Genomic DNA, 14,689 nt, shown 5'->3' with positions numbered 1-14,689 from the left:
CTCGTGCGGACGTCGTGGCGGGCCACGCCTTGAGGAGGGGGCCCTCCCAGGGCCTTCATTCTAGGCAGGGCCACCGAGGGCGTCCAGAACGGGGCGGGCAGCGGGGGAGAGCGAAGACATGGGGGGATATCCTCCTCGTGCGGACGTCGTGGCGGGCCACGCCTTGAGGAGGGGGCCCTCCCAGGGCCTTCATTCTAGGCAGGGCCACCGACACCCCGGCCGGACGCGTCCGCCGCCGGGGCCGGTGTCGCGGCCGGGGCGGGGGCTACCGCTCACCGGCCTCCGCCGGGGGCAGCGCGGCCCGCATCACCTCGGCCAGGTGGACGCCGTCGGCGCCGGTGCCCTGGGCGATCTGGGTGCGGCAGGAGAAGCCGTCGGCGAGCACGATCGTCCCGTCGGCCGCGGCGCGGATCGCGGGGAACAGCTCCCGCTCGCCGAGGGTCTGCGAGACCTCGTAGTGGCCGGGCTCGAAGCCCCAGTTGCCGGCGAGGCCGCAGCAGCCGCCGCCGACCACGGCGGTGTCCACGCCCAGCTTCGCCAGCACCTCCAGCTCGGGCCCGTAGCCCAGCATGGAGTTCTGGTGGCAGTGCACCTGGCACACGGCCTCGGCGGGACCCGCCTCGGTGGCCAGCTCCCGGAAGGGCCACGGTCCGCCCTCGGCCAGGTGGCGGGCCGCGAACGCGCCGATCGTCGTCGTCAGCTCGGAGACGCGCCGGGCCCGGGCGTCGCCGGGAAGCAGCTCCGTGATCTCGTCCTGGAGCATCACCGTGCAGGAGGGCTCCAGGCCGATGATCGGGTACCCGGCCTCCAGCAGCGGCTCCATCACGTCGAGGGTGTCGCGCAGCACCTTCTGCGTCATGTCCAGCTGCCCGGTGGAGTGCCAGGTGAGCCCGCAGCAGACGTTGTCCATGGGCAGCAGCACCCGGTAGCCCATGGCCTCGAGCACCTCCACGGCGGCCTTGCCGGGGGCGTCGGCGGCGAAGTTCGTGAACGTGTCCGGCCACAGCACCACGGTGGGCCGGCCGTCGGCGTCGTCGCCGGGGCGGCGGGCGGCGGACCGGCCGCGGAACCACCGGGTGAGGGGCTGGTCGGCGAAGGAGATCATCCGCCGCTTCGGCTCGATCCCGCCCAGGCGCTTGGTCAGCTCCTCGACCGCCCGGTTCGACTCCAGCAGGTTGATCAGCCGGAAGGAGAAGGGCACCTTCTCCACGATCCGCATCAGCAGCGGCATCCAGCCCATCGTGAACTGGGCCATGGGCCGCCGGTCCCGGCCCAGGAAGGAGAGCAGGCCGTGCCGGTAGTGGTGGTGCAGGAACTCGGCCTTGTACGTGGCCATGTCCACGTTGACCGGGCACTCGGTGGCACAGGCCTTGCAGGACAGGCACAGGTCCAGGGCCTCGAGGGTCTCCTTCGACTTCCAGCCGTCCGTGATCGACTCCCCGCGCAGCATCTCGGCCAGGGACCGGGCGCGGCCCCTGGTCGAGTGCACCTCGTCGTGGGTGGCCTGGAAGGACGGGCACATGGCGCCCACGTCCGAGCGGCAGGAGCCCACGCCCACGCACCGGTTCACCGCACTGGAGAACGATCCGCCGTCGCGGGAGAACGCGTGCACCGGCGTGAGCTCGAACGTCCGCGCCCCGGGTCCGGGACGGATGCCCTGGTCGATGGGCTCGGGGTCCACGAGCACGCCCGGGTTGAAGAACCCGTCCGGGTCGAAGACGCGCTTGAACTCCGCGAACGCGGCCAGGGCCTCGGGGGAGTAGATGGTCGAGAGCAGCTCGGAGCGGGCGCGGCCGTCGCCGTGCTCCCCGGAGACCGAGCCGCCGTAGCGGTGGACCAGCGCCGCGGCGCGCTCGATGAACGTGCGGTAGGTCGCCATCCCGGCCTCGGTGCCGAAGTCGAAGGAGATGCGGATGTGCACGCAGCCCTCCCCGAAGTGCCCGAAGGGGATGCCGGTGAGGTCGAGCTCGTGCAGCAGGTCGTAGAGGTCGCGCAGGTACTCGCCCAGCCGCGCCGGCGGGACCGCGGAGTCCTCCCAGCCCGGCCAGGCCTCCCCGCCCTCGGGCAGGCGGGTCACGATGCCCGCCCCGGCCTCGCGGATCCGCCACAGCGCCTTGGCCTCGGCCGCACCGGAGACGGTCACGGAGTCCACGACGTTCTCGGGCACCAGACCCGGCAGCTCCCGCGCCCGGGCCTCGGCCTCCTCCAGGGTGTCGGCGCCCACCTCGCAGTAGAGCCAGCCGCCGCCGCGGGGCAGCTCGCCGCCGGCGCGCTCCTGGCCGGGGCGGGTGCGCAGGGCGTCGAGCAGGTCGGAGCCCATGCCCTCGATCGTGTACACCCCGGGCACCCGCAGCTTCGGGGCCGCCGTCGCCGCCTCGAACGCGTCCTGGAAGCCCAGCACGGCCAGCGCGGTGTGGGCCGGCTTGCGGACCAGGCGGACGGTGAGCTCGGTGATGATCCCGCAGGTGCCCTCCGTCCCGGCGAAGGCCTTGGCGGTGTCGAAGCCCTTCTCCCCGAGCAGGTAGTGCAGCCCGTACCCGGAGACCTGCCGGGGGAACTGGCCCAGCTCGGTGCGCAGGATGGCCAGGTGACGGTCCCGGATCCCGGTCAGCGCCCGGTCGATCCCCGGTTCGGAGGTCCCGCCCCGGTGCAGCTCGACCTCCCGGCCGTCGGCGAGCATGACCGTCAGCGAGACCAGGTTGTCCGCGGACGTGCCCCAGGCCACGGAGTGGGAGCCGCAGGCGTTGTTGGCGACCATCCCGCCGACCGTGGCCCGCGAGTGCGTCGAGGGGTCCGGCCCGTAGGTGAGGCCGAACTCGGAGGCCGCCGCGCGCAGCTGGTCGCAGATCACGCCCGGCTGGATCCTGGCGGTCATCGCCTCGGGGTCGATCGACAGGATCCGGTTGAAGTGCCGGGAGGTGTCGATGACCAGGCCCTCGCCGATCGCGTTGCCCGCCACCGACGTCCCGCCCCCGCGCGAGACCACCGGCCAGCCGCGCTCGTGCGCGAGCACCAGCAGCTCGCGGACCTCCTCCACGCTGCGCGGCTCGGCCACCGCCGCCGGCAGCCGGCGGTAGATCGACGCGTCGGAGACGTAGGCGGCGCGCGTCGTGAGGTCGTCACGGATCTCGGTCATGGGTCCACTTCCTGCGCGCCGGCGACGCCGGTCCGTCCGGGGGCTGGTCAGAGTCGGGGGTGCCGTCCCCGCGGGGACGGGCGGGTCACCACTCGGGGGCGATGGTGACCTCGGCGCCGTCGAGGTCCTCGGACCACTCGACCTGGCAGCTGAGCCGGGAGGTGTCGTGGCGGGTGTCGTCGAGCATGTCGAGGAGGTCCTCCTCCTCGTCGTTGATCTCGTTGGCCTTGGCGAAGGAGCCCTGGTCCAGGTAGGAGTGGCAGGTGGAGCAGGACGCGTTGCCGCCGCAGGTGGCGAGGATCGGGTACTTGTGGCGGGTGAGGGCCTCCATGAGGCTCTCGAAGTCCTTCCACTCGACGCCCTCGGTGCGGTTGCCCTCGCGGTCGATCACGGTGATGTTGATGCTGCTCACTTCGATGGCCTCCTCGGGGCGTGGTGGCCCCTGGTCTCGACGTCGGAAATCCCGCCGCCCATTGTACGGTCGCGCGGCGGGCGTCCCGGACGGGAGCGGGCTCAGCCGGCGGCCGGCAGCGGACGCACGGTCAGGGACTGCGCGACCTGGCCGAGGTAGCCGGCCTCGTCGTGCAGCGCGGACTCGGTGAGGCCCACCCCGGTGGGGCCGAAGGTGACGTGCGTGTCCAGGCCCACCCAGGCCGAGACGGGCTCCCGCACCAGGTGCACGCCGAGGTCCACGTTGGGGAAGGCCAGCTCGTCCGGACCGACCCGCACGGCGATGCCGTTGGCGGCGTCCACCGCGGCGAGGAACTGCGCCGTGGCGGAGACCTCCTCCCCGGCGACGACGGCGTGCGGCGCGCGCAGCCACATGGCGGCCCGGCCGGGCCGGTGCTCGCGCACGGTGCGGCCCTCCAGCGAGGCGATGTACCCGCCGGGCCACCGCCCCGTCATCGTCGTGGGCAGGGCATCCGCCACGGACGGCAGGGCCTCCTGGTGCGTCCCGGCGACCGCGGCGGTCCCGCCGCGGAGCAGCCGCCACACGCTGAGCCGGATGCAGGAGCGGCCGCCCTGGCTCATCGTCGCCTCGACCAGCTCGATGGTGCGGCCCGGGCGGACCACGCGCGTGGTCACCTCCACCTCGCCGCCGGGGATGAAGCCGAGGATGTCGTAGGAGAACCGCGAGGGCAGCAGATCCGCGCGGGGGTGGTCGACCTCCACCGCGTGGGCGAGCAGCCCGGAGGCGGCGCCCATGTGCTGCTCCGCCGCGTTCCACGCGCCCTGCGCGTGCAGGGTGGAGCGGAAGCGGGTGGCGTCCAGCCGCACGAAGTAGGCGTCCGGGTACTCCTCCCCGTCCGTTCCCAGGTGTCCTACTGCCTGTGCCGACGTCGTCATGCTGCGCCTCTTCCTCTCCCGCCCGCCGGACGGCGGGCTGTGACCGGCACCACGGTAGCCGGTGCCGGCCGGCCCGCCGGCGGCGCGAGGCGCGACCCCGCGGCGGCGGACGGCGGCCGGGCACGCAGAAGGGCCCCGCTCCCGGAGGAGTGGGGCCCTTCTCGACTGGCGGTGACGGAGGGATTTGAACCCTCGTTGGCTTTTACACCAAACATCATTTCGAGTGATGCACCTTCGGCCGCTCGGACACGTCACCAGCTCGCAGTACTGTACCGGCTGGCGCGCTCAAGCGCCAAAAGCCGCCGGTCCGGCGTCCTCGCGCCCGGCGCGCCGGTGCCCGGCGAAGAAGTCGAGGAGCAGCCGCGAGCACTCCTCCTGCAGGACGCCTCCGGTGACCTCCACCCAGTGGTTGAGCCGGCGCTCCCGGAGCACGTCGAGCACGGAGCCCGCGGCCCCGGCCTTGTCGTCCCACGCGCCGAGCACCACGCGGGGCACGCGGGCCAGGACGACCGCCCCGGCGCACATCGCGCACGGCTCGAGGGTCACCACGAGGGTGCAGCCGTCGAGCCGCCAGGCGCCCCGGGCGCGCGCCGCCTCCCGCAGGGCCAGGACCTCGGCGTGGGCGGTGGGGTCGCCGTCGGCCTCCCGGCGGTTGCGCCCGCGGCCGAGCACCGTCCCGTCCGGGGCGACGACGACGGCGCCGATCGGCACGTCCTGGGTCTCGAGGGCGGCGCGGGCCTCCGCGAGGGCCAGCCGCATCCACTCCTCGGCGCGGGCCTCGTCCCGGGTGCGCGGGGGCAGTGCCATCCTGGTCCTCTCCTGATCCTGTGCTGGTCCTCGCCCGGCGCTGCTCCGGACGGGGCCCGCGGGCCGGGGCGGGGCCCGGCGGGGGCCGCAGGACCCCGGTGGTAATTTTGGTGCATGCGAGTGACCGTTCTCGACCACCCTCTGGTGGCGCACAAACTGACCGTCCTCCGGGACAAGAACACCACCTCCCCGGTGTTCCGACTGCTCGTCGAGGAGCTCGTGACGCTGCTCGCGTACGAGGCCACCCGGGGCGTCCGCGTGGAACCGGTGGAGATCGACACGCCGGTCACCCGGACCACCGGCACCGGGCTGTCCAAGCCGCGGCCGCTCGTCGTGCCGATCCTGCGTGCGGGCCTGGGCATGCTCGAGGGCATGACCCGCCTGGTCCCCACGGCGGAGGTGGGCTTCCTGGGAATGGCCCGCAACGAGGACACCCTCGACATCATCACCTACGCCGAGCGACTGCCCGACGACCTCACCGGGCGCCAGGTCTTCGTCCTGGACCCGATGCTGGCCACGGGCGGCACGCTGCGCGAGGCGATCAAGTTCCTCTACCGCCGCGGCGCCGAGCAGATCACGTGCGTCTGCCTGCTCGCGGCGCCCGAAGGGCTGGCCGCCCTGGAGGAGGAGCTGGGGGACTCGGAGGTGAACATCGTCCTGGCCGCGAGGGACGAACGGCTCGACGAGAATGCGTACATCGTCCCGGGGCTCGGCGACGCTGGTGACCGCCTCTACGGCGTGGTGGACTGACCCCCGACCCGGAGATCCCGCGGATCCGCCGCCACAGAGGCCCGTCGACCCGATCGACGGGCCTCTGCCGTCACCGGACGCGTGTGTCCGGATACTGAGATGGACTGGTGAACGCATTCGGCGTCTTGACAATGGCGGCAGGTTATGCCTGTGACCTGTGTGACAGGGTGCCGACCGCCCGTAGTGCTGGCTTTCCGCGGTTTCGTCCCCTGCAGCGGGGCCGGAGGGGAGGTGAAGAGGGTTTATTTTGGTGGGCGGCCCGGACTGCTGTCCTGCGTGTCTCACATCCTGAGAAAGTGTCAGGATTATTACTTGCGAGTTCCCGGGGCCTGATGGACCATGAGATCAACGCCACTGTCAGGGATCTGTCAGCTTCGCGGGGACGGTCCCCGAGAAGTCCGAAGCCGGTGATCCGGGAGCTGGAAGTGGTGGGGTCGGTCCGAGGGGCGGAGCGGCCCGGGTGGACGGGAGACGTCCATCGCACGACGCAGAGACGAGGGGCACCAGATGCCAGGTACACCGGGATACGTGCACATTTCTCAGCGCACCCGCACGAGTGAGGCCCGCGGTGCCCGCCGTCCGGCCGCGGCTCCCGGGCAGGCGCCGGGCGCGCCCGCCGACTACCGCAGCCTCCGGAGCACGCTGGGGGCCATGCCGGCCGCGCCGGGGGAGCAGCCGCTGCCCACTCGTCTGGAGCGGGAGGCGGCGCCGCGGCCGCAGGTCCAGGAGAACGAGGCCCGCGGCTTCGTGATCTACGTGGGCCTCAACGAGGAGACCGCCGCGGCGAACGGCACCTCGCTGGTCAAGATGGTCCAGAGCATCCGGGCCTACGCCCAGCAGCTGGTCCCGGAGGCCGACTCCTACGCCGCCGTGGCCCTGGCCCCGGCGAACACCACCGGCAGCGACCTGGAGGTCGTCCGCAACGCCCTCGGCGACCCGACCTCCGGGACCGTGCGCCCGACCGCTCCCGCGGCGCCGGGGCCGCGCCCGAGACCAAGACCAACCAGTCCACCGGGGTGCTCATCGACCTCTCCCGGCGCGAGGTCTTCCTCGACGGCGGACTGCTCAACCTCACCTTCAAGGAGTTCGAGCTGCTGAACTACCTCGTGGAGAACGGCAGCCGCACCGTGGGCCGCCACGAGCTGCTGCACAGCCTGTGGCGGGACTCGGAGGAGGTGCCCAACGAGCGCACCATCGACGTGCACATCCGGCGCCTGCGCTCCAAGCTCGGCCGGCTCGCCAACACCGTGCGCACCGTCCGCGGTCAGGGCTACCGCTTCTACGAGCACCCCGAGGTCGTCGTGTGGGCGGCCCCCGAGTACTCCATCTGATTCCCGTCCGGTCCGTGCAGGCCCCGGTTCCTCCCCGCGGTGCGGGGGTGCCGGGGCCGCCCCACGCCGGAGGCACGTGGCATCATGAACCGATGACCCGCCACGACCGCAAGAAGCTCGTCCTCATGCGCCACGCGGAGGCGGAGCACCCGTGGGGTGTGACCGACCACGACCGCCCGCTGCACCGGAGCGGGGCGCAGGACGCCGCCGCGGCCGGCCACTGGCTGCTGGCGCAGGGCCACGTCCCGGACATGATCCTGTGCTCCAGCGCGCTGCGCGCCCGGCAGACCTGCACCTGGGTGTGCAGCGTCCTGGGCGACCTCGCCCCGACCGCCCGGCTCGACGAGTCGCTCTACGCAGCGCCGGACGCCCGGATCATCGCGGCCGTCAACCACGTGCCGGACACCGTGGAGTCCCTCCTGCTCATCGGCCACCTGCCCGGCCTGCGGGACGCCGCCCTGCGTCTGGCCACCCCGGACTCCGACTACGACGCCGTGATGGCCCTCGCCGACGGCTGTCCCACGTCCGGGCTCGCGGTCCTCGAGGTCCCCGGCTCCTGGGCGGAGCTGGACGGCGCCGCCGCGCGTCTCGTGGACTTCACCGTGCCGCGGCCCTCGCCCGGGGACCGGTGAGCGGCACGGCCGCAGCCCGGCCCACGTGAGCGGCACGGCCGAAGGTGCCCGTCCGCCGGACGGGCACCCTCGGTGGTCACATCACTGGCTCAGCTGCGGGAGCGGGGGTCCTAGTCCTCGTCCTGCTCGAAGAGGACCTTGACCCACTTCTTGTCGACCGTCTTGACCGTCTTGTCGGTCTTGTCGGTGTACTTGGCGTCGCGGTGGTACTTGTGCCAGTCGCCTCCGCCGGCCTTCTCCTTGGCGATGGAGGCGGCCTTCTTGAGCTCGACGTCGTCGTACTCCTTGGACTTCCACTCGCCGTGGTGGCGGTACTTCACGACCACGTCGACCTCGCCGTTCTTGCGCTCGTCCTCGTGGCTGTAGCCGCCCTCGTCGTGCCCGTTGCCGCCCCCCGCGTACGCCGGAGCCGAGAAGCCGCTCGCCACCAGCATGCCCGCCAGGGCTGCCCCGGCCAGAGTGTGCCGCAGATCCTTCATGGTGTTCCCCCTCGTGAATGAACCTGATTCCCCAAGGTGAATCAGGTGGGATCAGGCTAGGGACGGCACATTCATGTGCACAAGCGAAATTCACAAAGTTAAGAATTGCCGCTGCGAAGACCGAGAAAGAGGGCAGCGAGGCACGCGAGGTCACCCGGGCCGGGCGCTCCCGTCCCGGCGGGCCGGCGCGGACGTGCGGCGGTGGCCGGAGCCGACCGTGCACGATCCGAGCGACGCCGCAGGTCGGAATGGCCTTCCGTACGGGGGCGGGTCCTGGGCGGAAGGGACCGGCCGGTGCCGCCGGTCTCCTGGCGACAGTCCTGGGGTGCCGTCGGAGCGGGTGCCTGCCGGTGGCATTTCGCCGGGCGGATTACCTGTCGCACGGAACGTGCTGCCGCATTCCGTCAATAACGAGTGCAAATTCAGGAATTCGCAAAGAAAACTGAATTCTCGGCCGGTGGAATGCCGAACCTCCGGCTCGAAATGCACGAGAGCCCCCTTCGGCGGTGGTGCCGAAGGGGGCTCTCGTGGGTGGTGCGCCCGAAGGGATTCGAACCCCCAACCTTCTGATCCGTAGTCAGATGCTCTATCCGTTGAGCTACAGGCGCATCGGCTTCCCGGCGTCACCGCCGTCCAAGCCGGGTACAACTCTACATGCGGGCCGCAGGAGCGCAAAATCGCCGGCCGCCCCGGTCCCCGGACCGCCGCGCGCGTAACCCTGCTGGGGCGGCCCCCGCCCTGACGATAGGATGAGCCCACATCACAGTAGAGACCGGCCGCCCATCTCCCTGCCGCTCACTGTGGGCCCGGTGCGACCGGGTCGTGTGTTCGACGGCGAGCACCACCACGAGAGCCCCGGGCGGTCGGCTGACGGCCTCAACGAGGAGACATGTCAATGGCTGACAACCCCACTGCAACGACGGAGACCACCGGGCTGAACGAGGCTGTGACGAGCGCGCTGGAGAACGCGCCCACCACCCACGCGCACCTTCTCGACTGGGTGCGCGAGACGGCGGAGCTGACCCAGCCGGACAGCATCCACTGGGTCGACGGCTCGGAGGAGGAGTGGAAGCGGCTCACCGACGAGCTGGTGGACGCCGGCACCTTCGTGCGCCTGGACGAGCAGAAGTTCCCCAACTCCTTCGCGGCCTTCTCCGACCCGGACGACGTCGCCCGCGTCGAGGAGCGCACCTTCATCTGCACCAAGACCGAGAAGGGCGCGGGTCCCACCAACAACTGGGAGGACCCGGAGGTGATGAAGGCGGCGCTGCGCAAGCGCTTCCGCGGCGCCATGCGCGGGCGGGCCATGTACGTCATCCCCTTCGTCATGGGCCACCTCGACGCCGCCCGGCCCAGCTACGGCGTGGAGATCACCGACTCCGCGTACGTGGTGTGCTCGATGCGCATCATGGCGACCATCGGCACCCCCGTGCTCGAGAAGCTGACCGCGCAGAACGGCTTCTTCGTCGAGTGCCTGCACTCCCTGGGCGCTCCGCTGGCCCCGGGCGAGGAGGACGTGCCCTGGCCCTGCAACCCGGCCAAGTACATCGTGCACTTCCCCGAGGACCGGTCCATCTGGTCCTTCGGCTCCGGCTACGGGGGCAACGCCCTGCTGGGCAAGAAGTGCTACGCCCTGCGGATCGCCTCGGCCATCGCCCACGACGAGGGCTGGCTGGCCGAGCACATGCTCATCCTCAAGGTCACGAACCCGCAGGGGGAGAGCCGCTTCATCTCCGCGGCGTTCCCCTCCGCGTGCGGCAAGACCAACTTCGCGATGCTCGAGCCCACGATCGAGGGCTGGAAGGCGGAGATGGTCGGCGACGACATCGCCTGGATCCGCTTCGGCAAGGACGGCCAGGCCCGCGTGACCAACCCGGAGGCCGGCCTCTTCGGGGTGGCCCCGGGCACCGGGTGGCCCACGAACCCCAACGCCATGCGCGCCATCGCCCGGGGCAACACGATCTTCACGAACGTGGCGCTCACCGACGACGGCGGCGTCTGGTGGGAGGGCATGACCGAGGAGGTCCCCGAACACCTGACCGACTGGAAGGGCCGCGAGTGGACCCCGGAGTCCGGCCGTCCGGCCGCGCACCCGAACTCCCGGTTCTGCACCCCGATCAAGCAGGTCGACATCCTGGCCCCCGAGTACGACGACCCCGAGGGCGTGCCGCTGTCCGCGATCGTCTTCGGCGGGCGCCGCAAGACCACGGTGCCGCTGGTCTCGCAGTCCTTCGGCTGGGAGCACGGCGTCTTCCAGGGCGCCACGCTCTCCTCGGAGACCACGGCCGCCGCCAAGGGCGCCGTGGGCGTGGTGCGCCGGGACCCGATGGCCATGCTTCCCTTCATCGGCTACAACGCCAACGACTACCTCGCCCACTGGGTCGAGATCGGCGAGCGCGTGGGCGAGGAGAACATGCCGAAGGTCTTCTACGTCAACTGGTTCCGCCGCACCCCGACCGGCGGGTTCGCCTGGCCGGGCTTCGGCGAGAACTCCCGGGTGGTCAAGTGGATCGCGGAGCGCCTCGACAGCACCGCCGGCGGGCAGGACACCCCGATCGGGACCGTGCCCACCCCGGAGGACCTGGACCTGACCGGTCTGGAGCTGGCCCCCGAGGACCTCGAGGCCGCCCTGAAGGTGGACCCCGAGGAGTGGAGGGCGGAGCTGCCCAGCATCGACGAGTGGTTCCACCGGCTGGGCCACGTGCCCGAGTCGATCCTGGAGCAGCGCGCGGGCCTGGAGGACCGTCTGCACCAGGCCTGAGCCGGTGGCCCGGGCGGCGCGGCCCGGGCTCTCGCACCCACGGAGGGGTCCCCGCACCGGGGGCCCCTCCTTCGTGCGTGGGAGAATGGGGGAGTTCCCGCGGACGGCCGGGAGCGCCGGGATCCGGGAAGGAGCCGCCATGAGGAACGGGAGGGGCCGGTCGTGCGGCTGACAGCATTCTCCGACATCGCCCTGCGGGTCCTGCTGCTGGCCGGGGGCGCCCCCGAGGGGGAGAGGCTCACCACCCGTGCCATCGCCGAGGGGGTCGGCGCGCCCTACCACCACGTGACCAAGACGGTCGGCCGGCTGAGCGGGCTCGGTCTGCTCGCCTCGAGCCGCGGGCGCACCGGCGGGGTGTCCATCACCTCCGCGGGGCTGGACGCCGGCGTGGGCACCCTGCTGCGCGAGCTCGAGGCCGGTTCGGCGATGGTCGCGTGCGAGGCCCCGGACGGGCACTGCCCCCTGGACCACGAGTGCCGGCTGCGCCGGGCGCTCGCGGACGCCCGGGAGGCCTTCTACCGGGCGCTCGACGACGTGCGGGTGCGCGATCTCGTGAGCGAGCGGCAGGTGGGGCCGGTGCTCCTGTCCATCGGGATGCGGCCCCCGGGGGAGCCGGAGGGCCGGCCGGCGGTCCCGGCGGCACCGGTTCCTTAATAAAGCATCTCAAATGCTATTTTCGGGGTGTCAGATACCGGCACCCCAGGAGGCAACGATGCTGTCCGAGAAGTCCCGCCCCGTCATCGAGCAGACCATCGGCGTGGTCGCCGAGCGGATCCCGTTCATCACCCCCGAGTTCTACCGCTCCATGTTCGCGGCGCGCCCGGATCTGCTCGACGGCATGTTCAGCAGGGCGAACCAGGAGAACGGGAGCCAGCCGCAGGCGCTCGCGGGCTCCATCGCGATGTTCGCGTCCTGGCTGCTGTCCCACCCGGAGGGCTACCCGGACGAGCTGCTCTCCCGCGTGGCGCACAAGCACGCGTCCCTGGGCGTGCTCCCGGAGCACTACCCGGTCGTCCACGAGCACCTGTTCGGTGCGATCGCCCGGGACCTCGGTGACGCGGCGACCCCCGAGGTGGTCGCCGCCTGGGACGAGGTGTACTGGCTGATGGCCGACGCCATGATCAGGATCGAGGAGGGGCTGTACGGGTCCCGGGCCAACGACGTCGTCGTCGCCCCGTTCCGCGTCGCCGCGAAGGAGCAGGCCGGGGTGGGCACCGTCGCCCTCACCCTCGAGCCGGCCGACGGCACCCCCATGACCCCCGCCGTGGCCGGGCAGTACGTGACGGTGCAGGTGCGGATGCCCGACGGCGTGCACCAGCCGCGCCAGTTCACCCTGGTGCCCGGTCCCGAGGGGACCCGCCGGATCGCCGTCCGCCTCGACGAGCGCGGTGAGGTCACCCCCGTGCTGCACCACGACGTCCGGGTGGGCGACGTCCTGCAGGTCTCCAACCCCTACGGCGACGTGGTGCTCCCGGAGGGGGACGGGCCGCTCGTGCTGGTCTCCGCCGGCATCGGGGTCACGCCCATGCTGGCGTTCCTGGACCGGCTCGTCCGCCAGGAGTCGCGGCGCGAGGTCCTGGTGCTGCACGCCGACCGCTCGGCCGCGACGTGGCCCCTGCGCGAGCTGCACGAGCTGCTCGTGGCCGAGCTGCCCGGTGCGCGTCTGGAGACCTGGATGGAGGCCCCCGGCGAGGGCGACCACGACGGGTTCATGGACCTGACCGGAGTGCGGCTCCCCTCCGGTGCCCAGGTGGTGCTGTGCGGTCCGCTGCCGTTCATGCGGGCGGCCCGCTCCGCCGCGGTCGCCCAGGGCGTGCCCGGGCGCAGCATCGCCTACGAGATCCTCGGCCCGGACCAGTGGATGCTGCACGACGACGCCCGCGAGGCCGCCGTCGCCTGAGCCCGTCCCGGCAGCACGGAGCCCCGCGGGACGCGCTGTCCCGCGGGGCTCCGTGCTGCCGGCCCCGGAAGGCCTGCGGGTCCCGCCGCGCTCAGGAGCGCACGAGCCCCAGCACCCGGTCCCGGACCCGCTCCATGGTCTCGACGTCCTTCGCCTCGACGTTGAGGCGCAGGAACGGTTCCGTGTTGGAGGGCCGCAGGTTGAACCACCAGCCCTCGTCCGGGCAGCTGAGCGTCGTCCCGTCCAGGGTCTCCACCACCACGTCCCGGTCCGCGAGGGCGTCCACGACGCGGCGGACGGCGCCCGCCTTGTCCTCGACCGTGGAGTTGACCTCCCCCGAGGCCGCGTACGGGTCGTACTGGTGCATCAGCTCGCTCAGCGGGCGCTCCTGCTCGCCCAGCGCCGCCAGCAGGTGCATCGCGGCGAGCATCCCGGTGTCCGCGTTGAAGAAGTCGCGGAAGTAGTAGTGGGCGGAGTGCTCGCCGCCGAACACCGCGGACTCCTGCGCCATCACGGCCTTGATGAACGAGTGGCCCACCCGGGTGCGCACCGGCCGGCCGCCGCGGGCGGTGACCAGCTCGGGGACGGCCCGGGAGGTGATGAGGTTGTGGATGATCACCGGCGTCTCGACGCCCTCCGCCCGGGCCCGCTCGATCTCCCGCTCGGCCACGAGCGCGGTGACGGCGGACGGGGAGACCGTCCCGCCCCGCTCGTCGACCACGAAGCAGCGGTCGGCGTCGCCGTCGAAGGCGATGCCTAGGTCCGCCCCGTGCTCCTGCACGGCGCGCTGGAGGTCCACGAGGTTCTCCGGCTCCAGCGGGTTGGCGGGGTGGTTGGGGAACGTGCCGTCCAGCTCGAAGTACAGGGGCACGATCTCCAGGGGAAGGGCCGGCAGGACCGCGTCGCCCAGCACGGCGGGAGTGGTCAGTCCGGCCATGCCGTTGCCGGCGTCGACCACCACCTTGAGCGGGCGCGTCCCGGAGAGGTCCACCAGGGAGCGCAGGTACTCCGCGTAGCCGGCCAGGACGTCCCGCTCGGTCACGGTGCCCGGAGCCGGGGCGGCCGGTATCCCGTCCTCGTCGAGGTAGCGCTGCGCCAGGTCGCGGATGTCGTAGAGCCCGGTCTCGGAGGAGACCGGCACGGCCCCGGCCTTCGACATCTTCATGCCGTTGTACGCGGCGGGGTTGTGGCTCGCCGTGAAGGTCACCCCGGCGGCGTCGAGGGTGCCGGAGGCGTAGTACAGCTCGTCGGTGGAGATCAGCCCGATCTTCAGCACGTCCGCGCCGCGGCGGACGGCGCCCTCGGCGAAGGCGTCCATGAACTCCGGGGAGGAGGGGCGCATGTCCCCTCCGACCAGGACCGTTCGGCCGGCGAGGTCCAGGACGTCCACGAACGCGGCTCCGGTGGCCCGGACGGTCTCCGCGGTGATGGACTCGCCCACGATGCCGCGGACGTCGTAGGCCTTGAACGAAGCTGAGAGATCGATAGTCACAAGCGCCGATCTTAGGCCACGACCGTCCCGGGTCGCCGCCGGACCGGCGGGTGG

Annotated in this window: 11 protein-coding genes, 2 tRNA genes and 1 pseudogene; 6 read left to right on the top strand and 8 right to left on the bottom strand. The window is 72.2% G+C overall.

Annotated features, from left to right (window positions below):
- Window positions 1-265 precede the first annotated feature (265 nt).
- From BJF77_RS04145 to tadA, 5 genes are all read right to left on the bottom strand, one after another.
- Window positions 266-3,136, bottom strand: a complete 2,871-nt coding sequence (locus BJF77_RS04145) for an FAD-binding and (Fe-S)-binding domain-containing protein (protein WP_075871345.1) — start codon at window positions 3,134-3,136, stop codon at window positions 266-268.
- Between the two features lie 85 nt (window positions 3,137-3,221).
- Complete coding sequence (locus BJF77_RS04140; RefSeq protein ID WP_047803157.1) at window positions 3,222-3,548, bottom strand: 2Fe-2S iron-sulfur cluster-binding protein; 327 nt, start codon at window positions 3,546-3,548, stop codon at window positions 3,222-3,224.
- A gap of 101 nt (window positions 3,549-3,649) precedes the next feature.
- Window positions 3,650-4,483, bottom strand: coding sequence for a thioesterase family protein (locus BJF77_RS04135; RefSeq protein ID WP_075871344.1), 834 nt, complete (start codon window positions 4,481-4,483; stop codon window positions 3,650-3,652).
- Between the two features lie 166 nt (window positions 4,484-4,649).
- Window positions 4,650-4,739 (bottom strand) — tRNA-Ser (locus BJF77_RS04130).
- A gap of 29 nt (window positions 4,740-4,768) precedes the next feature.
- Window positions 4,769-5,290, bottom strand: coding sequence for a tRNA adenosine(34) deaminase TadA (tadA, locus tag BJF77_RS04125; RefSeq protein ID WP_075871343.1), 522 nt, complete (start codon window positions 5,288-5,290; stop codon window positions 4,769-4,771).
- Window positions 5,291-5,404: 114 nt separating this feature from the next.
- On the opposite strand from tadA, the gene upp reads away from it, so the two are divergent.
- The 3 genes and pseudogenes from upp to BJF77_RS04110 all read left to right on the top strand — a co-directional run bounded on the left by upp (window position 5,405) and on the right by BJF77_RS04110 (window position 8,003).
- Window positions 5,405-6,040, top strand: a complete 636-nt coding sequence (upp, locus tag BJF77_RS04120; RefSeq protein WP_047803146.1) for a uracil phosphoribosyltransferase — start codon at window positions 5,405-5,407, stop codon at window positions 6,038-6,040.
- A 507-nt stretch (window positions 6,041-6,547) separates the two neighbouring features.
- Window positions 6,548-7,371 (top strand): annotated as a pseudogene (locus tag BJF77_RS04115) (winged helix-turn-helix domain-containing protein).
- Window positions 7,372-7,463: 92 nt separating this feature from the next.
- Entirely contained in the window at window positions 7,464-8,003 is a 540-nt protein-coding gene (locus BJF77_RS04110) for a histidine phosphatase family protein (RefSeq protein WP_047803144.1), read from the top strand.
- Window positions 8,004-8,113: 110 nt separating this feature from the next.
- Here BJF77_RS04110 and BJF77_RS04105 read toward each other — a convergent pair whose 3' ends face one another.
- Both BJF77_RS04105 and BJF77_RS04100 read right to left on the bottom strand, forming a co-directional pair.
- A complete protein-coding gene (locus tag BJF77_RS04105) occupies window positions 8,114-8,482 on the bottom strand; it encodes a hypothetical protein (protein ID WP_075871342.1) in 369 nt (122 codons plus the stop codon).
- Between the two features lie 532 nt (window positions 8,483-9,014).
- Window positions 9,015-9,090 (bottom strand) — tRNA-Arg (locus tag BJF77_RS04100).
- Between the two features lie 287 nt (window positions 9,091-9,377).
- On the opposite strand from BJF77_RS04100, the gene BJF77_RS04095 reads away from it, so the two are divergent.
- The 3 genes from BJF77_RS04095 (at window position 9,378) to BJF77_RS04085 (ending at window position 13,143) form a co-directional block, all read left to right on the top strand.
- Entirely contained in the window at window positions 9,378-11,243 is a 1,866-nt protein-coding gene (locus BJF77_RS04095) for a phosphoenolpyruvate carboxykinase (GTP) (protein ID WP_075871341.1), read from the top strand.
- Window positions 11,244-11,405: 162 nt separating this feature from the next.
- Entirely contained in the window at window positions 11,406-11,897 is a 492-nt protein-coding gene (locus BJF77_RS04090) for an Rrf2 family transcriptional regulator (protein WP_075871340.1), read from the top strand.
- Window positions 11,898-11,955: 58 nt separating this feature from the next.
- The gene (locus tag BJF77_RS04085; protein ID WP_075871339.1) at window positions 11,956-13,143 is read left to right on the top strand and encodes a globin domain-containing protein; all 1,188 of its coding nucleotides are present in this window, start codon (window positions 11,956-11,958) and stop codon (window positions 13,141-13,143) included.
- 91 nt (window positions 13,144-13,234) lie between these two features.
- Here the strand turns inward: BJF77_RS04085 and BJF77_RS04080 are convergent, their stop codons facing one another.
- On the bottom strand, window positions 13,235-14,635 hold the full coding sequence (locus tag BJF77_RS04080) for a phosphomannomutase/phosphoglucomutase (RefSeq protein WP_047803738.1): 1,401 nt from the start codon (window positions 14,633-14,635) through the stop codon (window positions 13,235-13,237).
- Between the last annotated feature and the right edge of the window lie 54 nt (window positions 14,636-14,689).

This window comes from Kocuria sp. CNJ-770 (genome assembly GCF_001942375.1).
GTDB classification, from domain to species: domain Bacteria; phylum Actinomycetota; class Actinomycetes; order Actinomycetales; family Micrococcaceae; genus Kocuria; species Kocuria oceani.
This window is presented reverse-complemented; position numbering and strand designations above follow the sequence as displayed.